Raw genomic sequence first — 19,456 nt, 5'->3', positions numbered from 1 at the left:
CGGCATAGCGACGACCATAATGATAAACGCTTATCATTCGTCGAAGGACGCAGGCCGTGAAGATCACCGATGTCAAAGCCGCGACCATCCGACGGGAATATGCCGACGCCCCGCGCAACACCCATCATGTCTGGTCGGAACGGCGATACGTCCTCGTTTCCGTCGAAACGGATACCGGGCTGTCGGGTTTGGGCGAGATCTACACCGACGGGCACAATTCGACGGACGTTCTGGAACTGACGGTCGCCCGCGACGTCGCCCCGCACCTGATCGGACACGATCCCCGGGCCATCGGTGCGCTGATCGCCTCGCTGGAAGACCGCCAGACGCTGAGCGGGCGCGCCGACGGATTCGGCCCCATACTGGCCGGCATCGACATCGCCCTGTGGGATCTGTTCGGCAAGATCGTGAACCAACCGCTCTGGCGATTGCTGGGCGGGCATTCCGACAGGGTGCGAACCTATGCCAGCGGTGGCATGTACGGCGACGCGATCACGCCGGAAAGCCTGGCGCGCGAGATGGCCGCCGCGGTGGCGGAAGGCAATAATGGGATCAAGATCAAGGCTGGCGCCGCCCCGCTTGCGGAGGACGTAGCGCGGGTCGCCGCGATCCGCGAGGCTATCGGCCCGGATGTGCCGCTGATGGTGGACGCCATGTTTGCGCCGACGCTGGGTCAGGCGATCCGGTTGGCCCGGGCCCTGGTGCCGTTCGACCTGCACTTCCTCGAAGCGCCGACCGCCGCGCTGGATCTTGCAGGCTGGTCCCGTATCCGAGACGCGGTCGGCATCCCCTTGGCCGGTCCCGAGCTGCAATCGAGTGTCAAGTTGATGCGGGACATCCTAGAACGGGACGTGGTGCAGTTCCTGCAATACGACGTGACCCTGGCCGGCGGGCTGAGCCGGGGGCGTGATCTCGCCGCGATGGCCCGCGCCCACCACCGCCAGGTCAGCCTGCACTGCGCGACCTCTGCGGTCGGCCTGGCCGCCAGCGTACATCTCGGCGGCGCGATCCCCAATTGCGATGGCGTCGAGCACCACATCCTGCACCAGGGGCTTCACGAACACCTGTGGGCGTCGGGCTGGAAGCGAAGCGGCGGTGCCATCGTCGCACCGGACCGGCCGGGTCTCGGCATCCCCCTCTCGCTGCACGACATCCTGGCGGCGGAGGAGCGGGCATGAGCGAACGCGTCCTTCGCGGTCTGGGCTGGGGCCACCGCCGGGCCACCGCGCCAATGGATGCGGCAGCCCGTGCCTTCGCGACGGACCACGGCGTCCGCGTCGAATGGGACGTGCAGCCCCTATCGGGCTTCGAAAGCGCGCTCGGCCCCGATCTGGCCGCCCGCTATGATCTGGTCGTGTTCGATCACCCCTTCTGCGGGGCCATCGCTCGCGACGGGCTGCTGCGTCCGCTCGATCCGGACGCGTTGGCGCCGGGCGGCCTGCGGGACGACGGGTTCATCGGGCGATCCTTGGAAAGCTACCGCCACGACGGATGGCTATGGGGCCTTCCGATGGACGGGGCCACCCAAACGGCGATCTGGCGGCCCGATCTGATCGACGCCCCGCCCGATGGCTGGGACGCCGTCCTGGCCTGCGGCGCGCGCGAACGGGCGGCCGGCCGCGCCCTGGGCTTCGCGGCAAAGGCGCCCCACGGCTTTCTGGCCCTCCTGGCGCTGTGCGCCAATCTGGGCGCCCCGCTCGCCGAGTCCCCGTCCGTCGACATTCCAATCGACGAAACGGTCCTGCGCGAGGCGATGGACCGCTTGCGCGCGATCTGGAACCTTAGCGACGGGCGGGGGATCGACTGGGACGCGATCGACCTGCACGAAGCGATGTCCCGCGCCGACGACCCGGCCCCCATCGCCTATGCGCCGCTCGCATATCATTATCTGACCTATGCCGAGGACGATACGCCACGGCGCTTGCGCTTCGCCGATTTCGCGGGGCCCGGTGCTGATCCCGCCGCCGGGACGGTGCTGGGTGGGGCCGGCCTGGGGATCACGCAGCGTTGCCGGGACGTCGAGGCGGCGACCGCTTTCCTACGCACGCTGGTGTCGGGTCCGTCACAGGTCGCGCTTGTCTGCGACCATCACGGCCAACCGGCCGCTGTCGGCGCGTGGGACGACGGGCCGAGCGACGCGCCCTATGGGGGTGCCCGCGAAGCGACCCGGCGAAGCATGACGCGCGCGTCGCTGCGGCCGCGGTTCCCCGGATACATCCCGTTCCAGCATGCCTGCGGATTGGCGACGGCCCGCTGGCTGGCAGGGGACGTCACGGACGCCGCTCTGGCATCCGACATCGCACATCAATGGCGGCGGGCCACCGGGACCGAAGAACCCCCGCGGCCCGGCACCGATCTATCGTGACAACGGAGGAAACCACGATGACCCTTATCCCGACGAAGACACGCCGCGCGATGATCCGCGCGATCCTCGCCGCGCCGCTCGGCCTGGCGGCGTTGACGGGCCCCGCCCTCGCCCAAGCGTACCCGGAGGAGCCTATCCGCCTCGTCGTGCCGCACGGGGCCGGCGGCGGCACCGACGTCTTCAGCCGCCTGATCGCCGCACCCACCGCGGAAACGCTGGGTGCCAGCATCGCCGTCGTCAACGTCACCGGCGGGGGCACCGCCATCGGCGCGCAGGAAGTCGCCCGCAGCGACCCGGACGGCTACACGCTGCTGTCCACCCATGTGGCGCTGCTGACCTCGTCGGCGATGGGCGCCAATCAGATGGGTCCGGACAGCTTGACGCCCATCGCCCAACTGGCCTCCGAAACGCAGGTGATCGCGGTGCGGGCCGACAGCCCCATGGCCTCCGCCGGCGACTTCTTCGACGCGGTCGCCGATGACAGTCGGCCCAAGCTGGGGATCTCGGCGGGCGCAGGGAACCATTTCGCGTTCCTCCAGATGTTAATGAACGTACCGGACTACGACGTGAACTTCGTCCCCGTGGGCGGGGGCGGACCGTCGATGACGGCGCTTCTGGGCGGCAATATCGACGTCGGCACCTTCACTGTATCCGAAGTCCTGGACCAGGTCGCCGCGGGGGAGGTCCGGGCCGTCACCGTCTTCGCCGCCGAACGCGACCCTGCCCTGCCCGATGTGGCCACGGCGACCGAAGCGGGCTTCCCGATCGAGATCGGGCTCGACTACGTCTGGTATGCGCCGAAGGACACACCCACGGACCGCATCGCTACGTTGGCTGACGCGCTGGAGACGACGATGGCGGACGAGACGATCCGCACGACCCTGACCGAGCGGGCCATCCTGCCCAACTTCCTGCGCGGCGATGCCTTGGAGGCGACGCTGGCCGAGCGGTGGGAGACGATCCAGTCCGTCGCCGCGTCGATCCGGTAGCGTCATGCAGCTGTCGCGGCGCGGCTTTGATGTCGCGGCGGGCGTGGTCCTCCTGCTGCTGGGCGCTTTCGTCTGGCGGGAGGGGGCCGCCATCCCGCCCTCCTTCCTCGATACGGCCTTCGGAACGGGCTATCTCGTTATGCTGGCGGGCGGGGCCCTGTCCGTCCTGGCCTGCTTTCTGATCTTGGAAGCGGTGAGAGGCGGGCGGACGGCGGGGCAACTGACCTTCGACGCACGTCTCGCCCGTCCGGCCCTTACCGCGTCGATCCTAGCCCTGTTCGTGCTCAACCTCACCTTCGGCCTGGTGCCGTTCTATCCCAGCGCGGCGGCGATGATCTTCGCGATCGCGCTCGGCCTGGGGGAGCGGGCCCCCCGCGCCGTGGCAATCGCGGCCGCTGCGGCCCTCGCCGCGACAGCCGCGGCCTGGGTCGTCTTCACCCAAGTCTTCGTGGTGCTGATCGGATGATCGGGGAACTGGCCGCCTCCTTCGCGACGATGCTCGCACCTTATCCGTTCGCGTTGATCGTACTAGGTACGGTGCTGGGAATCGTAGCCGGCGCGATCCCAGGCCTGAACGGCGGAATGCTGATCGCCCTGTCGCTTCCGCTGACCTTCGGGTGGAACCCCCTCGACGCCATAGCACTGCTCGTGGGCATGTATGTCGGCTCGATCTCAGGCGGATTAATCTCCGCCTCGCTGCTCAACATTCCCGGCTCGCCGTCGAACCTGATGACTACCTTGGACGCCATGCCGATGGCCCGCCGGGGCGAGGCGGCGCGCGCGCTCCAATTGGGGATCATCGCCTCCTTCTTCGGCGGTGTCGTCTCGTGGATGGCGCTGGTGCTGCTGGCCCCGCCGCTTGTGGCCTTCGCGCTGACCTTCGGGCCGCACGAATACTTCGCGATCATCTTCTCCGCGCTCGTCCTAATTTCGTCGTTGAGCGAGGGATCCATGACGCGCGGGCTGATCGCCGCCATGCTAGGCGTGCTGGTTGCCCTGCCCGGCCTCGACCCCGTCACCGCGCAACCGCGCCTGACCTTCGGCTTCGACCGGATGCTCGGCGGCTTCGACCTGCTGGCGGTGCTGATCGGCGTTTTCGCAGTCTCGCAATTACTGGCCGACGCGGCACCGGGTGCCAAGGCGGAAGTCATCCGCCTGCAATCGTCCCGTCTCGTGTTGTCGCTGGGGGCGGTCACGCGCCACTGGGTTAATTTGATCCGGTCGGCCTTGATCGGCACCTGGGTCGGCATCCTGCCCGGCGTCGGAGGATCCATCGGCTCAATCCTGGCCTACGGGGCGGCGAAGACGCTGTCCAAGACACCGGAACGCTACGGCACCGGCTGCGAAGAAGGCGTCATCGCTTCCGAGACCGCGAACAACGCTACCGTCGGCGGTGCCATCATCCCCATGGTGACGATGGGCATCCCCGGTTCGATCATCGACGTCTTCCTGATCGCGGCGCTGACGATCAACAACATCCGCGTCGGTCCCCTTCTGCTGCAGGACAACCCCGAGATCGTCTACGGCTTCATGAGCACGCTGCTCGTGGCCAATGTCGTCATGCTGATCGTCATGCTCGTTTCGCTGCGCGGATTGGCGCGGCTAATGACGGTGCCCAAGACGTATCTGATCCCGATCATCCTGCTCTTCTGCGTGATCGGGGCCTACGCCGGGAATAACCGCGTCTTCGACGTCTGGGTGATGTTCGCCTTCGGCCTGTTCGGGATCCTGTTTCGCGTGATGCGGCTGCCCATCGGTCCGTTCGTGATCGCGTTGGTGCTGACGCCGCTCGCGGAATTCAACCTGCGCGCCGCGCTGATCTCCGCGGATGGATCGTGGTTGAGTTTCCTCCAAAGGCCCGTCTCGGCAGTCTTCGTCGTCATCGCCGGCTTGCTGTTCGTCATGCCGCTGGTTCTCCCATGGGTCCGCCGGCATTCGAATAGATCGGCTGTTGAGTAGCCAGCGAATTGGAGAGATCGGAGCCGGAGCAACACTATACGGCAGCCTGCCTCAACCGCATTTGCAGCGTTGCTGCCAAAACGTTCCGGTTGGGCATGCTTGAATGGCGGTATGGACCTGCTCCAAGGTGACGTGCGGGCCCGGTTCGAAAAATTAGACCTTTAGGCGACGCTAGGCGTCAAACGTTGCAGCGTGTCGACGAGGCGTGAGTCCGTAACAAACGTATCTGCCAATCCTTACAATCGAGACCTTCGCGGACGTCGCACCGATACGTGGACGGTCGATTACGCCGCCACCCGAACGAAGATCGGGAAACAATCAGATTGAATGAGAAGGACTGCACTATGCCTGCTTTCATAAAGATGGACGGTATCGACGGCGAGTCGCGACTAAATGGGGAACTGCCCGAGGGCTGGACCTATCACCCCACGCTCGGCCGCGTGCCGACGAACGTCGAGGCACCGCAGACCGAGGAAGCCGATAGCGGTGACCTGCCACCCGGCTGGGTCTATTCGCCGTTCAGCCAGGGAATGGCCGCGAACGACTACCAGAACGCACCGACCGAGGAGGAGGGGCGTCCCGAGCCGCCGCTGGCACCCCAGTTCGAGACCCACAAGATCGACCCCAACGCCGAGGAGTTCGAGTTCCGGTCGCCTGCCGAGACGGACGAACTGCCCAACCGGACGCCCACGGGGATCGAAATACCGGGCGACAAAGCATCGTTCGAGCCGGAGCAGGGGGTGTCCCACCACATGCCGTTTGGGCACGAACTGGACGATGCGCCCCAACCCCCGGATGACGGGACCGGCCCGAATTACGACCTTGTCCTGTTGACCGACTTCTGCTGATGGCTTGCGGCCGCCCGGTTCCGGGCCGGGACCGGGCGGCCGACACAATCGATACAATCGACCTGCCCGCGTGACACCGAGCGGATACGATGCGACGCTACGTCAGGCCGGGGCCCGGAGGTGCGGATGACGACGCTGACCCTGCTGGAAGACGCCATCGCGACGCTGGACGAGGGTTTCGTCCTCTTCGACGCGGACGACCGCCTGGTGACGGCGAACGAACGCTACCGGCAGATCAACGAAGGCGCGGCCCACGCGATGACGCCCGGCACCTCCAGGGCCGAGGTGACGGCCGCGATCGTCGCAGCGGACGCGTTCGAAGGGGTCGAGGATTGGCCAACGATCCTTGAGGCCGAACGCGCCGCGGGCGATGCCAATTCGCGCAAGCGGACCGACGTGACCCACCGTGACGGACGGCTCTTCACCCTTTCCCGATCCCCTACGGCCGAAGGCGGTTGCACCATCGTGTGGTCCGACGTGACCGACCGCCGCCGCGCGGAGGCGCGGACGTTGCGGATCATGGACGCGATGTTCCAGTCGATGGAGGTCGGGGTCATCCTGTGGGACGAGAACCTGTGCTTCGTGACGGCGAACGCGTCCTACAAGGAACTCTATCCGAGTTTCGAGCCCAAGCCGGGCGAGCCACTCGCTACGCATATCGCACGCAACATTGCCAATGGGGTTCTTGCGTCCCCGAAAGGCGGAACGGAGCACGACGTAGCGGAGAGCTTCGTCGGGATGATTCGCGCCTGCGTCAAGGATGTAGAAATTCCGATGGCGGATGGCCGCGTCTTCTTATGCACTTCCGCACGGACCGAATTGGGTGGCTACCTCGTCACCTATCGGGACATCACGTTCGAGCGGACGGCAGATCGCATGGCGACCGCGTTCGCCCAATACGATAGCAATCTAAAGCTCGTTTCGGCCAATCGTGCTTTCGCGCAAGTCGTCAGCCCCGCCGCGACGAATGACGGCCCCGAAAGCCTGCCCGCCCTTCTGACGCGCTTGGTTGAGGGCGAACGGGTGGTCCTGCCTGATGGCTTGTCCCGGTCTGACTATGTGGATCGCTTGGTTGACCTGGTGCGGGAGAACGCGAAGGGCATCGAGTTGGCCCTGTTCGACGGCCGAACGTTCCAAGGCGATTGTGAGGCGGCGGAGAATGGCGGCCATCTGCTGACGCTGCACGACGTCACGGCCCGGGCCTGGGTGTCGGATGTGCTGGACGACTTCGTGGAGTCGGTGGATTACGGCCTGTGCCTCTTCGACGCCGAGTGGCGGCTGATCCGCACGAACAAGGCCTATCGGGACATCTTCACGCCCTTCTCCGGACCGCAACTGCCGGGCGAACGGGCGCAGGCCATCGCGGAGCGGTTGAAGGCGGCGGGGTTCTACGACGCGGGCGGGGACGCGCTGGACGGCTTGGTGGTCCGGCTTTTCGACGCGGCGGAGGACTCCGCCGGACCGGTCGAGATCCCGCTGACCGACGGCCGCCGCCTTCATGCCAATCGCTGGCCCACGCCGTCGGGCGGTTACCTGCTGACCTTCGCCGACGTCACCGAACGGCTGAACGCCGAAGAGAACGCCCGCGCGATCTTGGAGGGCGCGATCCAATCGCTGGACGAAGGCATCGCGATGTACGACGCCGACTTCCGCTTCGTCCTAGCGAATCGGCGGTGGCGCGAACTGTTCTGCCGATCCATCCCCTATCCCGAGCCGGGCGAGTCCGCGGCGGTGACGGTGCAGCGGCTGATTGACGCCGACCACTACATCCTGCCGCCGGAATTGACCCGGCATCCCGGCGGGGCGGTCGCGGCCGTCTTGAAGCAGGGACAAGACCTCGAAACCGACTACGAGATGCGGTTTACGGATGGGCGCACGGTGCTCGCGTCGGCCCTGCGGACCCCGCAGGGGGGCTACATGTTCACCTTCCGCGAGATCACCGCCCGGCTGGAGATGGAAGCGGAGCTTCGGCGCCAACGCGACCTGGCCCACCAGTCGGAAAAGATGTCCGCCCTGGGCGAGTTGCTGGCGGGCGTCGCGCACGAGTTGAACAACCCGCTGTCGGTCGTGTCGGGCTATTCGATGATGCTAGCCGAGGAAGCCGATGGCGGCGTCTCGGACAAGGCGCGGCGGATCGAGGCCGCGGCCGAGCGCTGCGGGCGGATCGTGCGGATGTTCCTGGCCATGGCCCGCCAGCGACCGCAGCAATTACAACGCGCGTCCTTGGCCGAGATCGCGGCGACCGCGTGCGAGGTCGGGGGCTACGGTCTGCGCGCGTCCGGGGCCGAGATGCGGGTCGACGTGCCCGCCGACCTGCCCCCGGTCGAGGTCGATGCCGACCAGATCGCACAGGTCCTGAGCAACCTTCTGGTCAATGCCGAACAGGCCATGCGCGGGCTGTCGGTGCCAAAGGTCGTGACCTTGACGGCCCGCGCGAAGGGCGCGGTTGTGGAACTGGACGTCACCGATACGGGACCGGGCATCCCGGCCGCGTTGCGGGCCCGCATCTTCGAGCCCTTCGTGACGACCAAGGGTGTGGGCGAAGGCACGGGGATCGGCCTGTCCTTCGCGCATCGGATCGCCGCCGCGCATGGCGGCAGCCTGACCCTGCTGGACGATCGGACCAAGGGTGCGGGGTTCCGCTTGACGCTGCCCGTCGCGGCCGCGGATCTGGCCCCCGCCATGCCACAGGCCGATCTGGCGTCCCTCGCGGGTCTGCGGGTGCTGATCGTAGACGACGAGCCGGACGTCGTGGCGATGCTGTCCGATATGTTGACGCGCCGGGATTGCGTCGTCCGCTCGACCACCGAACCGGCCGTGGCGCTTCGGCTGATCGCGGCGGAACGGTTCGACGCGATCCTGAGCGACATGAAGATGCCGTCCATGACGGGGGCCGAACTGCACGACGCGGTCGCGCGCGCCGATCGGGCGCTGGCGGATCGGATGGTCTTCATGACGGGCGACTCGCTCACGCCCTGGGTCCAATCGTTCCTGGCGGCCCGCGCTCGGCCCCATCTGGAGAAACCGCTGGTCACCGACACAGTTTTGCGCGCGCTCGCCACTATCGCGTCAGAGCGGACCAATGCTTAATGGGCCCACGATCCTGATCTGCGACGATGAACCCGATCTGCGGGCCATGCTGGGCGAGTATCTGACAGGCCGCGGCTTCGCCCCGATCCTGACCGAGGATGGGACGTCGTTGCGTGCAGCGATGCAGGGCGCGAAACCCGCCCTGATCCTGCTCGACGTGGCGATGCCCGGCGAGGACGGTCTGTCGCTGCTGCGATGGCTCCGGCGCGAGGACAGCGTGCCGGTGATCATGCTGACCGCCGCCGGCGCGGTGATCGACCGTGTCGTCGGGTTGGAGATGGGCGCGGACGACTACCTGGCGAAACCTGTGGATCTGCGCGAGTTGGAAGCCCGGATTCGCGCCGTCCTGCGCCGCCCGCCGCCGCCGCCGCCGCCACGGAACATGCCCGCGGGCAGCGTGCCCTTCGGACCTTGCCACCTGGATCTGGATGGGGCGCGGCTGTTCGATCCCGAGGGCGACGAGATCCCGATCACGCCCATGGAGTTCAGCCTGTTACGCATGTTCGCGCGCAACCGGGGTCGCGTGCTGAACCGCGATCAGATCTTGGACGACGCGCATGACCGCACTTGGGAGCCGTTCGACAGGTCCGTGGACCTGCGCATCTCGCGCCTGCGCCGCAAGATCGAACCGAATCCCAAGAAGCCCCAGGTGATCCGCACCGTCCGCGGTATCGGCTACGCCTTCGAGTAGATTGACCGATGCGCAAAGGCCCCGTCGCGCATCGACTCGGGGCCTTTGGTCGAAACGGAAGAAGACCGCTCAGGTCGCGGCGCGCCGCCGTCGCCGCATCGCCGCCAGGGCCCCAATGCCGGTCAGAACGAGCCCTCCACCGGCGGGCAGGGGCACTTCGGGGACGCGGTTCAGGACTTCGTCCAATCTGACGATGGCACTGACTTCCGCGCCGCTGGCGTCGGCAAAGAACACGCCCGCAACGCTGGCCTCCTGATCGTCCGAGAAGACATCCAATTCCGGCCAGGTGCCGAACGGGCCGATATCGCCGCTTTCGTCGAAGGCGATGCCGTCTTGGTCGATGAAGAAGATCAGGAAGGACGAAACGGTCCAGTCCGATTGCGAGGTCGACATGATCGTCTGACCCTCAACATTGTCGACGCGGTACAAGTCATTGTCCTCGCCAGGCAGGCTATTCTTGAACTCGTAGACCGCATCTTGCGCGCTGACCGTGATCCCGTCGAGGACTATACCGACACTTGGCACGTCGGTCGTGCCGTCGTCACGGTAGCTGAAGTTGACCGTGGCATCGCCGCCAACGGCCAGCAATCCTCCTGCATTCGACGACGAGACGATTTCGCCACCGAAGGTGCGCGTGATGATCGTGCTGGCTTGAACCGCGGTAGCTCCGAAGATCGTGGTCCCGAAAATGAGTGCGCGTAGCATGATTAATCCTTCGGCTGTCATGGCTGCGCTTTTGTGGAAGAACGGTATGTTCAGTGGATTTCCTAAAACGTATCCTTTGTAGCGAACGGCGCGGGATCAGGTTGAGCGCCGCGACGCGCAAGGCGCCCCATCGATCCGATCGCCGGGTGACACGCGAGCGACTGAGTGTTCCGAAATGCTCGTGGTTCTTAGCTCGTGATCTAGGACAAGGAACAGTCTTACGAGCATGCCGCCGCGACGCCTACGCGGCTTTCTCGATGCCCAGCTTCACGGCGAGCCCGGCGCGTGCTGACAGATCGACGAGCGCGTCGAGGCTGAACTTGGCGATCTTCCCGCGCAGCAGATCGTTCAGCCGGGGCTGGGTGACCCCAAGCCGCTCGGCGGACTTCCCCTGCGTCAGACCCCAGGAGCGGATCTCCTGCTCGACAGCCGTCAAGAGTTCGGAGCGCAGCCTCATGTTGGCCGCTTCTTCGGGTGTGTCCTCGATCGCGTCCCAGACGGAGTCGAAGGACTGCACTTCCATCTCGTCGTTGGTCATCGCTTCTTCTCCTTGGTCTGCATGGCGGTGAACGTTCGTAGCCGATCGTTCGCGAGATCGAGGTCCCGCTTCGGGGCCTTCTGCGCCTTCTTCTCGAAGGCAAGTAGAACGACGACGGCGTCGGTGAGCTGCGCCACGTAGAGGATGCGGAAGGCGCCGCCGTCCTCGCGGATGCGGATCTCTCGCACGCCCGAACCGACCGTGCTCATCGGCTTCCAATCGCTCGGCTCCAGCCCTTGCTGAACCTTGTGTAGCTGCACGCCCGCTTCCTTCCGCGCGCCCTCGGGAAAGGACCGCACCTGATCGAGGGCATCGCCGAGGAACACGATCCGCTTCATACCAGACCTATATCGAATCAGATATAAGTGGGCAAGCTGATCCGGGTTCAACCTTAAAGGAGAACCCCACGATGAGCATCTCATGGAATGGCGAGAACGCCCCCGTCCCGCCCGGCAGCAGCTATGGCTATGCGAGGGTGTCGACCACCGACCAAGATCTCGATGTACAGTACGAAGCACTGGAGAAGGCCGGCTGCCGCGTGATTCGCGCCGAGAAGGTCTCGGGCACGTCGGTTCGGGGCAGGGACGAGCTACGCACGCTGCTCGACTTCATCAGGCAAGGCGACGAATTGGTGGTCACCCGCGTTGATCGGCTTGCCCGGTCGATGGGCGACCTTCAGGACATCATCCGCGAACTCAAAGCAAAGGGCGCGACGCTCCGCGCTACGGAGCAGCCCATCGACACCTCGACGCCCGCCGGCAAAGCGTTCCTCGACATGCTTGGCGTCTTCGCCGAGTTCGAGACCAATCTGCGCCGAGAGCGACAGATGGAAGGGATCGCGAAGGCGAAGGCCCGAGGTGTCTACAGAGGTCGGAAGGCGTCGATCAACGTCGAGGAAGTCCGACGCCTTCTGGGCGAGGGCGTCCGGCCGAGCGCGGTCGCGCGACAGCTCGGGATCAGCCGAACGAGCGTGTGGCGGGTAAGCCGACCGGCGGAACCCGACACCACAACCACGATGACGCCTACGGTCTGACGAAGCGCCGGGACCGTCCCGCTTGGGTCGGTCCCGACCGTGTCACCCGATGAGATCCATTCGGAACGGTGCTGAGCCGTTTCCGAAGTGCGCTTCAAATGAACCGTTTCCCCAAGTTTCCCTCTTTGCGTAGGTTGGATCTAACAGGCCGACCGGAGACCCACCCCTTGCTCAATCTACTCGACCGCCTCGCCCCATCTGCTGCCCTGCGCGACCGCTCCGGCGGCACGCACCTGAAGGTGACGACGGTCGAGCTGTTCTTCGACCTCGTCTACGTCTTCACCATCATCCAGCTGAGCCACTACTTGCTGGAGCATCAGACGTGGCTGGGCGCGCTGGAGGCGGCCACGCTCTTCGCGGGCGTGTGGTGGGCATGGAACTACACGGCGTGGTCGGCGAATTGGATCGACCCCGAGAAGGTCCACGGGCGCGTCCTGATGCTGGTGCTGATGGCCTGCGCGCTCTTGATGGCCGCGTCGATCCATTACGCGTTCGGGTATCGCGCTTGGCTCTTCGCGCTGGCCTACGTGGCGATGGCGCTGATCCGGGCGTTCTACATGGCCCGCGTCATGCGCGGCACGCCCATGGGGCAGAACTACTGGCAGCTCGGTCTGTGGTCAGCCTTCTCCGGAGTGTTCTGGATCGCCGGGGCGCTCGTCGAGTCGATGCGCCTGCCGCTCTGGATCGCCGCCGTCGTTATCGACTACGCCGGACCCTATGCGGGCTTCCGCGTGCCGGGCCGTCACAGGCCAACGCCGATGGAGACGTGGACGCTGAAGGGCCTGCACCTGCTTGAGCGCAACCAGCTGATCTTCATAATCGCACTCGGCGAGAGCATCCTACTGCTCGGCGGCACGATGGTCGGCGCGGACCTGACGGCGCCGCTGTTCCTCACCGCGCTGATCGGCTTCGCGCTGATCGTGGGCATGTGGTGGACCTACTTCGTCCATTCCGGCGAGGCGGGGGAGGAGGCGTTCCACTCGGCCGAGGAGCAGACGCGGCTGGCGCGCGCGGGCCTCGCCTACGCGCACGGGATCATGGTCTGCGGGGCCATCGTGGTGGCGGTGGCCATCGAAGTGATCGTCGCACACCCGACGGACGCGATCTACCTGTCCTCGATCCTGATCGCCTGCGCGGGGCCGATGATCTTCATGGCCGGCGTGATCCTGTTCCGCCGCACGCTGGAGCGGCGGGTGCCATGGACCTACGCCATCCCGATCGTCGCGATGCCGCTGATCGGCTGGGCCGTCCACGCGGCACATGCGAACGGGATCGTGCTGGGGCTGGGGATGCTCGCGGTCGTGCTGCCGGTGGCGCTCTTGAACCCCGACCGTGGCGAGGCCCGTGCGCCCTAAGCGGACCCGGCAGAGTGAGCGATGCCGCCGCGACCCGGCCCGTGTGCGGCCTGTCGGAGGTCGCCAAGACCGGCTGGCTGATCGCGGCCATCGTGGCCCACAATCTCGTCTATCCCATCGCCACGACGGGCATCCTCGGCACGGTCGCGTTCTACGCCTTCTACGGGTCGATCTTCGTGGTAGGCACGTGGTGGCTGTCCCATGACTGGACGCTGCGACTGGCTACCCTCGCCACCGGAGCGGCGGTGTTCATGGCGGGCGTCTGGGCGGGGCTGGCGGACGGGCCGGGGCGGTCGCCAGCGGTGTTCCTCACCTCCATCGCGTACCACGCGGTCTTCCTCGTGGTCCTCGCGCGCTACACCTTCGGCGCGCGCCAGGTCATGACCGAGACGATCCTCGCCGCCACCGCGCTCTACCTCGTGATCGGCTCGGCCTTCGCGGCCGTCTTCGCCACCGTCGAATGGCTCCAGCCCGGCAGCTTCGTTGGCCCCGACGGGCCTGTCGCGTCCTGGCAGGAGCACCTCTACTTCTCCTACGTGACCCTCACCTCGGCGGGCTACGGCGACATCCTACCCCGCCGCCCGCTGGCGCAGGCCACCGCCGTGGCCGAGGCCATCGTCGGCGTCCTCTACACCGTCATCCTACTCGCCCGCCTCGTGGGGCTGCACACCGCCACCCCGCCTAAGACCTGAAGGCCCGCCCATGCACACCATCATGATCCTCACCGCCGGCCTGATCCTGCTCGCGCTGTTCATAGGTGTGGGCCATCTGCGAGGCGGCGTCGCTGGTCGCGCCCAGGCGGCGAAGTGGTTCATCCCGGTCTGGTTCGTCCTAGCCCTCACGAACGTCGGCGTCGGCGTCGTCTCGGCAGGCTACACCGTTATGCAGGAGGCGCCCGTCTTCCTCGTGACGTTCGCCGTGCCCGCCGCGATCGCTTGGTGGATCGGACGGCGAACCGCGTAAGCACTACCGGCACGGAACGTCTCGTCAGGTATGTCCGTGTGGGACGCCGCCCATCCGGGATCCGACAAGAAAAGGGCCGGCCCCCCGCGAGACCGGCCCCATGTCTTCGCAAATGTCCGCCCTTCAGTGCGCCGCGGCGATGCCGGGGCGCAGGTCGAAGCGGTCGGCGTTCATGACCTTGGTCCAGGCCGCCACGAAGTCGCGGACGAACTTCGCGCCGTTGTCGTCCTGGGCATAGACCTCCGCGTAGCCGCGCAGGATCGAGTTGGAGCCGAAGACCAGGTCCGCGCTGGTCGCGGTGAACTTCGCATCGCCCGTGTCGCGGTCGCGGATCTCGTAGGTCCGGCCGTCGTCGGCCTGGTGCCAGGACAGATCCATGTCGGTGATCGCGACGAAGAAGTCCGTCGTCAGCCGGCCCTTGCGGTCGGTCAGCACGCCCAGGTCGCTGTCGCCGTGGTTCAGCCCCAGCGCGCGCATGCCGCCCACCAGAACCGTCATCTCGGCCGCCGTCAGGCCCAGCAGCTGCGCCCGGTCGAGCAGCATCTCCTCCGGGGACACGGCGTACTGGTCCTTCTCCCAGTTGCGGAACCCGTCGGCCAACGGCTCCAGCACGCTGAAGCTGGGCGCGTCCGTCATCTCCGCGCTCGCGTCGCCGCGGCCCGGGGCGAAGGGCACCGCCACGTCCGCGCCGGTTTCCGCGACGGCCCCTTCCAGGGCGACGACGCCCGCCAGGACGATCGCGTCGGCCAGCGACGCGCCGTGGGCTTCCGCGATGGGGGCCAGCGTCCGCAGCACCCGGTCGAGGCGCGCGGGCTCGTTGCCTTCCCACATCGACTGCGGCTCCAACCGGATGCGGGCGCCGTTGGCCCCGCCGCGCATGTCCGACTGGCGGAAGGTGCGCGCCGAATCCCAGGCGGTGGTCAGCATCTCGGTCCGCGACAGGCCGGCGTCGGCGATGGCCGCCTTCAGCGCGTCCACGTCGTAGCCGGTGGGGCCGGCGGGCACCGGGTCCTGCCACAGGAGATCCTCGTCGGGCACGTCGGGGCCGATGTAGTTGGCCTTGGGACCCATGTCGCGGTGGGTCAGCTTGAACCAGGCCCGCGCGAAGGTGTCGTCGAAATAGGCCGGGTCGGCCATGAACTTCTCGCAGATGGAGCGGTAGATCGGGTCCACCTTCATCGCCATGTCCGCGTCCGTCATCAGCGGCATGCGGCGCTTGTCCGGCTCGGTCGGATCCGCGGGCATGTCGGCCTCGTCGATCTCCACCGGCTTCCACTGCCAGGCGCCCGCGGGGGACTTCGTCAGCTCCCATTCGTGGCCGAACAGCATGTCGAAGTAGCCCATGTCCCACTTCGTCGGGTTCGTGGTCCACGCGCCTTCGATGCCGGAGGTGAAGGTGTTGGTCGCCAGGCCGTGATGCTCCGGGTTCTCCCAGCCCAGGCCCTGGCCGAACAGGCCCGCGCCTTCGGGCTCCGCGCCGATGCGGTCGTGCGCGCCGCCGCCATGGGCCTTGCCCACGGTGTGCCCGCCCGCGGTCAGGGCCGCCGTCTCCTCGTCGTTCATGGCCATCCGGCCGAACGTTTCGCGGATGTGGTGGGCGGTGCGCGCCGGGTCGGGCTGGCCGTTCACGCCTTCGGGGTTGACGTAGATCAGGCCCATGTGGACCGACGCCAGCGGGTTCTCCATCGTGGAGGCGTCGTCGAGGTCGCCGTAGCGGTTCTCGGACGGGGCGAGCCATTCCGTCTCGGACCCCCAATAGACGTCGCGTTCGGGGGACCAGATGTCCTCCCTCCCATAGGCGAAGCCGAAGGTCTTCAGGCCGAAGGATTCGTAGGCGACCGTGCCCGACAGGATGATGAGGTCGGCCCAGGACAGGGCGTTGCCGTACTTCTTCTTGACCGGCCACAGCAGGCGGCGGGCCTTGTCCAGACTGGCGTTGTCGGGCCAGGAGTTCAGCGGCGCGAACCGGATCGAGCCCGTGCCGCCGCCGCCCCGCCCGTCGCCCAGGCGATAGGTACCGGCCGAATGCCAGGCCAGGCGGATCATGAAGCCGCCGTAATGGCCCCAGTCGGCGGGCCACCAGGACTTGCTGTCGGTCAGGACATGCATCACGTCGGCCTTCACCGCGTCGTGGTCCAGCGCCTTCACCGCTTCGCGGTAGTCGAAGCCATCGTCCATCGGGTCCACGCGCGCGCCGCGCTGGTGGAGGATGTCCAGGTTCAGGCCCTTGGGCCACCAATTCTGCTGCTTGCGCGGCCCGCCCGTGGCGCTGCCGTGCATGACCGGGCAGCCGCCCGTGAAGCCCGTGTTGTTGCCGTCCATCATCCTGCGTCCCTCCGGTCCGTTTGGAACGGTTCTAACCCAACCGGCGGGCGGGCACCAACCGTTTGCGCATCGTCCCGCGGTCACGAGGTCGTGCCGGGACGCGGCGCGTGGTCGCGGCCGTTCACAGCCGGATCACGGGCCCCCCCGCAGCGGCCGCGTCGTCCGCGTCGTGCGTGACCATCAGGACGGGGATGCCCACCGCGCGGGCGCGGTCGAAGACGAGGCCGCGCATCTGGTCGCGGCGGTCGGCGTCGAGCTTCGAGAACGGCTCGTCCAGCAGCAGCGCGCAGGGCCCCGACAGCAGGACGCGCATCAGGGCCACGCGTGCGGCCTGCCCGCCCGACAGGGTGGCGGGGTCGCGGGGCCCGAAGCCGTCCATCCCGATCCGTTCCAGCGCGCCCGCGATCCGCCGGCGGCGTTCGGCGCGGGGCAGGCCCGGCAGTCCGAAGGCCAGGTTCGACGCCACCGACAGGTGCGGGAACAGGAGCGGGTCCTGGTACAGGATGCCCACGCCCCGCGCTTCGGGGGGAAGGTTGCCCAGGTCGCGGCCGTCCAGCGCGACGCGGCCCGTGGCGCGGAACGCGGGCGGCAGGTCGCCCATCACGTGGCTGAGCAGCGTGGACTTGCCCGACCCCGACGGGCCCATCAGCGTCAGGACCGTGCCCGGCGGGACGTGGGCGGACAGCGACAGCAGACGCTCCGCGCCGCGGGCGATCGTCACGTCGTCCAGGGTCAGGCCCGCGCGCGCGTCAGGCACCGCGCATCCCCCCCCGGCGGCGGAAGACCAGCGTGGGCACGAGGAGGGCCAGCACGAAGGGCGCCAGCGCGGCGGCCGTCTGGCCCAGGCCCCACACGCCGATCGCCCGCCGGTCCCCGCCGGAGGACAGGGCCACGGCCTCCGTCACCAGGGTGGCGGTGCGGCCCCCGCCCAGCAGCAGCGTCGGCAGGTACTGGCCCACCGACACCGCGATCCCGATGGCGGCCGCGGTCAGGACCGGCCCCAGGAGCATCGGCAGACGCAGCCGCCACAGGATCCGGTCGGGCGAGGCGCCCAGGCCCGCCGCCACCCGGGCGATGCGCGGATCCCAGGCGCGGAACGGTCCCGACAAGGACAGGAACACGTAAGGCAGCACGAAGACGACGTGGCCCGCCAGCACCAGTCCCCAGGACGGGCCCACCCCCAGCATCAGGGGCAGGAGCTGCAGGCCGGGCAGGAACGCGACCTGCGGCACCAGGAGCGGCAGGTAGAGCAGCCACAGCGCGCGCTGCCCGACGTCGAGGCGCCAGCGGTGCTCCGCTTCCAGGCAGCCGATCACGAGGACGAGCGACAGGGCCGTGGCCCCGAGCGCCAGGGCCATCGTGTCGCCCGCCACGGCCAGCATGTCCGGGCCGAACCGGTCCCAGTTCCGGGTCGTCGGCGCGTCGGGCAGGAGGGCGGGAAAGGACCAGCGCGCGGCGACCGACCAGACCGCCAGGGCGGCGATGCCGGCCCCCACGGCCGCGCCCGCGCCCCCGGCCAGGATCGGGCCCAGGACGCGGGCGGGGCGTTCGGGCAGGCCGCGGCCCCCTTCGACCCACAGGCGGCCCAGGCGGGCGACCCCGCGTTCGGCGGCGAACCAGGCCCCCACGACCGCCGCCGTCGCGCCCGCCAGGATCAGCCCGCCCGCCGCGCCGGCGGCGCGCTGCGACAGGTCTGGGTCGGCCATCCAGCGCGCGACCTGCACCGCAAGGGTGGGCGGCGTGTTCGGCCCCAGGATGACGGCCACGTCCACGTTGGTCATGCCATAGACCAGCACCACCAGGACCGGCAGCCGCACCTGGGCATGGATCGCGGGGAACACGGCCTTCAGCCAGCCCGCCACGCGCCCCTGGCCCAGGGACCGGGCGACCCGCAGGCGCGGTCCCGCCTGCGCCTGCGGCAGGGCCGCCAGCATCATCAGCAGGAGGAACGGCATCTCCTTGGCGACGAGCCCCGCGGCGAGCGACAGGCCCCAGGGATCGCCCAGGATCAGGAGATCGGGCGCGCGGTCCCAACCCAGGAGCGTGGCGGGGATGCGCGCGATCCAGCCCGACGGCGCCACGAGGAAGGCCAGCCCCAGGGCCGCCGCCGCGTGGGGCACGGCCAGGAGCGGCGACAGCGCGCGTTCGAGCCAGGCGAAGGCGCGCGTGCCGTGCCAGCCCGCCAGGACCAGCGTCGCGATCGCCAGCGCGCCCAGCGTGGACAGGACGCCCGACAGGACGGCCGCGCCCAGCGCGCGGGGCAGGCCGGGCCAGTCGAGCGCGCGGCCCCATGCGGTGCCGTCGCCCGGCACCAGGAGGCCGAAGGCCGGCAGCACGGTTCCCAGCAGGCCGAACCCCACGGGGCCCGCGAGGACGAGCGCGGTCAGCAGCGGCAGGGGGCGCAGCATCCGCGCGGCGGGATCAGGGCGAGACGCCGTAGCGTTCCACCCAGTCGTCGGCCAGGCGCGTGGCCCAGGAGGGATGCGGCTCCGGCAGGACGGGGCCCAGTTCCTCCGGCGACAAGGTGGCGGGCCCCAGGTCGAGCGCGTCGAAGCGCGCGCGGTCCGCCGCCTCCAGCGCATCGAGGTCCAGCAC

The 19,456-nt window shown here is 68.1% G+C and carries 18 protein-coding genes and 1 pseudogene; 12 read left to right on the top strand and 7 right to left on the bottom strand.

The window, feature by feature from the left end; genetic code table 11:
* The first annotated feature begins 56 nt into the window (after nt 1-56).
* From P0084_RS16810 to P0084_RS16775, 8 genes are all read left to right on the top strand, one after another.
* Nucleotides 57-1,178, top strand: a complete 1,122-nt coding sequence (locus tag P0084_RS16810; RefSeq protein WP_308918041.1) for a mandelate racemase/muconate lactonizing enzyme family protein — start codon at nt 57-59, stop codon at nt 1,176-1,178.
* Nucleotides 1,175-2,365 (top strand): ABC transporter substrate-binding protein, encoded by a 1,191-nt coding sequence (locus P0084_RS16805; protein ID WP_308918040.1) that lies wholly within the window; start codon nt 1,175-1,177, stop codon nt 2,363-2,365. The genes P0084_RS16810 and P0084_RS16805 overlap by 4 nt, the downstream gene beginning before the upstream one ends.
* 17 nt (nt 2,366-2,382) lie before the next feature.
* Complete coding sequence (locus P0084_RS16800) at nt 2,383-3,354, top strand: tripartite tricarboxylate transporter substrate binding protein (protein ID WP_308918039.1); 972 nt, start codon at nt 2,383-2,385, stop codon at nt 3,352-3,354.
* 4 nt (nt 3,355-3,358) lie between these two features.
* Nucleotides 3,359-3,820 (top strand): tripartite tricarboxylate transporter TctB family protein, encoded by a 462-nt coding sequence (locus tag P0084_RS16795; protein WP_308918038.1) that lies wholly within the window; start codon nt 3,359-3,361, stop codon nt 3,818-3,820.
* The gene (locus tag P0084_RS16790; RefSeq protein WP_308918037.1) at nt 3,817-5,313 is read left to right on the top strand and encodes a tripartite tricarboxylate transporter permease; all 1,497 of its coding nucleotides are present in this window, start codon (nt 3,817-3,819) and stop codon (nt 5,311-5,313) included. The genes P0084_RS16795 and P0084_RS16790 overlap by 4 nt, the downstream gene beginning before the upstream one ends.
* Nucleotides 5,314-5,675: 362 nt before the next feature.
* On the top strand, nt 5,676-6,161 hold the full coding sequence (locus tag P0084_RS16785) for a hypothetical protein (RefSeq protein WP_308918036.1): 486 nt from the start codon (nt 5,676-5,678) through the stop codon (nt 6,159-6,161).
* A 126-nt stretch (nt 6,162-6,287) separates the two neighbouring features.
* Nucleotides 6,288-9,251, top strand: coding sequence for a PAS-domain containing protein (locus P0084_RS16780; protein ID WP_308918035.1), 2,964 nt, complete (start codon nt 6,288-6,290; stop codon nt 9,249-9,251).
* Nucleotides 9,244-9,942 carry a response regulator transcription factor gene (locus P0084_RS16775; protein ID WP_308918034.1) on the top strand — a complete coding sequence of 233 codons (699 nt, stop codon included), beginning with the start codon at nt 9,244-9,246 and terminating at the stop codon, nt 9,940-9,942. Before P0084_RS16780 ends, P0084_RS16775 begins: the two co-directional genes overlap by 8 nt.
* A 69-nt stretch (nt 9,943-10,011) precedes the next feature.
* Here P0084_RS16775 and P0084_RS16770 read toward each other — a convergent pair whose 3' ends face one another.
* The 3 genes from P0084_RS16770 to P0084_RS16760 form a co-directional block, all read right to left on the bottom strand.
* On the bottom strand, nt 10,012-10,647 hold the full coding sequence (locus P0084_RS16770) for a VPLPA-CTERM sorting domain-containing protein (RefSeq protein ID WP_308918033.1): 636 nt from the start codon (nt 10,645-10,647) through the stop codon (nt 10,012-10,014).
* A gap of 241 nt (nt 10,648-10,888) precedes the next feature.
* Nucleotides 10,889-11,185: a helix-turn-helix domain-containing protein gene (locus tag P0084_RS16765; RefSeq protein ID WP_308918032.1), complete on the bottom strand. Its 297-nt coding sequence runs from the start codon at nt 11,183-11,185 to the stop codon at nt 10,889-10,891.
* Nucleotides 11,182-11,523, bottom strand: coding sequence for a type II toxin-antitoxin system RelE/ParE family toxin (locus P0084_RS16760; protein WP_308918031.1), 342 nt, complete (start codon nt 11,521-11,523; stop codon nt 11,182-11,184). The genes P0084_RS16765 and P0084_RS16760 overlap by 4 nt, the downstream gene beginning before the upstream one ends.
* Nucleotides 11,524-11,594: 71 nt before the next feature.
* On the opposite strand from P0084_RS16760, the gene P0084_RS16755 reads away from it, so the two are divergent.
* The 4 genes from P0084_RS16755 to P0084_RS16740 all read left to right on the top strand — a co-directional run bounded on the left by P0084_RS16755 (nt 11,595) and on the right by P0084_RS16740 (nt 14,536).
* Nucleotides 11,595-12,218 carry a recombinase family protein gene (locus tag P0084_RS16755; RefSeq protein WP_308918030.1) on the top strand — a complete coding sequence of 208 codons (624 nt, stop codon included), beginning with the start codon at nt 11,595-11,597 and terminating at the stop codon, nt 12,216-12,218.
* Between the two features lie 167 nt (nt 12,219-12,385).
* Complete coding sequence (locus P0084_RS16750) at nt 12,386-13,573, top strand: low temperature requirement protein A (RefSeq protein ID WP_308918029.1); 1,188 nt, start codon at nt 12,386-12,388, stop codon at nt 13,571-13,573.
* A 14-nt stretch (nt 13,574-13,587) separates the two neighbouring features.
* A complete protein-coding gene (locus tag P0084_RS16745; RefSeq protein WP_308918028.1) occupies nt 13,588-14,265 on the top strand; it encodes an ion channel in 678 nt (225 codons plus the stop codon).
* Nucleotides 14,266-14,287: 22 nt separating this feature from the next.
* Complete coding sequence (locus P0084_RS16740) at nt 14,288-14,536, top strand: hypothetical protein (protein ID WP_308918027.1); 249 nt, start codon at nt 14,288-14,290, stop codon at nt 14,534-14,536.
* A gap of 123 nt (nt 14,537-14,659) precedes the next feature.
* On the opposite strand, the gene katG is transcribed toward P0084_RS16740, so the two are convergent.
* The 4 genes and pseudogenes from katG to P0084_RS16720 all read right to left on the bottom strand — a co-directional run.
* Nucleotides 14,660-16,858: a catalase/peroxidase HPI gene (katG, locus tag P0084_RS16735; protein ID WP_308918062.1), complete on the bottom strand. Its 2,199-nt coding sequence runs from the start codon at nt 16,856-16,858 to the stop codon at nt 14,660-14,662.
* 124 nt (nt 16,859-16,982) lie between these two features.
* The gene (locus P0084_RS16730) at nt 16,983-17,618 is read right to left on the bottom strand and encodes an ATP-binding cassette domain-containing protein (protein WP_308918026.1); all 636 of its coding nucleotides are present in this window, start codon (nt 17,616-17,618) and stop codon (nt 16,983-16,985) included.
* Entirely contained in the window at nt 17,611-19,269 is a 1,659-nt protein-coding gene (locus tag P0084_RS16725; protein WP_308918025.1) for an ABC transporter permease, read from the bottom strand. Before P0084_RS16725 ends, P0084_RS16730 begins: the two co-directional genes overlap by 8 nt.
* Nucleotides 19,270-19,282: 13 nt before the next feature.
* Nucleotides 19,283-19,456, bottom strand: a pseudogene (locus P0084_RS16720) (ABC transporter substrate-binding protein); the annotation flags it as partial.

The organism is Jannaschia maritima (assembly GCF_030973515.1).
Classification (GTDB): domain Bacteria; phylum Pseudomonadota; class Alphaproteobacteria; order Rhodobacterales; family Rhodobacteraceae; genus Jannaschia; species Jannaschia maritima.
Note: the sequence above shows the minus strand (reverse complement) of the source record. Positions and strands in the feature narration are given on the sequence as shown.

What these genes read in the sequence shown, in the direction of transcription:
- P0084_RS16785 (WP_308918036.1), top strand. Translation starts at nt 5,676, where the DNA reads ATGGACGGTATCGACGGCGAGTCGCGACTAAATGGGGAACTGCCCGAG.
- P0084_RS16770 (WP_308918033.1), bottom strand. Translation starts at nt 10,647, where the DNA reads ATGCTACGCGCACTCATTTTCGGGACCACGATCTTCGGAGCTACCGCG.
- P0084_RS16795 (WP_308918038.1), top strand. Translation starts at nt 3,359, where the DNA reads ATGCAGCTGTCGCGGCGCGGCTTTGATGTCGCGGCGGGCGTGGTCCTC.
- P0084_RS16725 (WP_308918025.1), bottom strand. Translation starts at nt 19,269, where the DNA reads ATGCTGCGCCCCCTGCCGCTGCTGACCGCGCTCGTCCTCGCGGGCCCC.
- katG (WP_308918062.1), bottom strand. Translation starts at nt 16,858, where the DNA reads ATGGACGGCAACAACACGGGCTTCACGGGCGGCTGCCCGGTCATGCAC.
- P0084_RS16755 (WP_308918030.1), top strand. Translation starts at nt 11,595, where the DNA reads ATGAGCATCTCATGGAATGGCGAGAACGCCCCCGTCCCGCCCGGCAGC.
- P0084_RS16800 (WP_308918039.1), top strand. Translation starts at nt 2,383, where the DNA reads ATGACCCTTATCCCGACGAAGACACGCCGCGCGATGATCCGCGCGATC.
- P0084_RS16780 (WP_308918035.1), top strand. Translation starts at nt 6,288, where the DNA reads ATGACGACGCTGACCCTGCTGGAAGACGCCATCGCGACGCTGGACGAG.
- P0084_RS16760 (WP_308918031.1), bottom strand. Translation starts at nt 11,523, where the DNA reads ATGAAGCGGATCGTGTTCCTCGGCGATGCCCTCGATCAGGTGCGGTCC.
- P0084_RS16805 (WP_308918040.1), top strand. Translation starts at nt 1,175, where the DNA reads ATGAGCGAACGCGTCCTTCGCGGTCTGGGCTGGGGCCACCGCCGGGCC.
- P0084_RS16765 (WP_308918032.1), bottom strand. Translation starts at nt 11,185, where the DNA reads ATGACCAACGACGAGATGGAAGTGCAGTCCTTCGACTCCGTCTGGGAC.
- P0084_RS16790 (WP_308918037.1), top strand. Translation starts at nt 3,817, where the DNA reads ATGATCGGGGAACTGGCCGCCTCCTTCGCGACGATGCTCGCACCTTAT.
- P0084_RS16775 (WP_308918034.1), top strand. Translation starts at nt 9,244, where the DNA reads ATGCTTAATGGGCCCACGATCCTGATCTGCGACGATGAACCCGATCTG.
- P0084_RS16740 (WP_308918027.1), top strand. Translation starts at nt 14,288, where the DNA reads ATGATCCTCACCGCCGGCCTGATCCTGCTCGCGCTGTTCATAGGTGTG.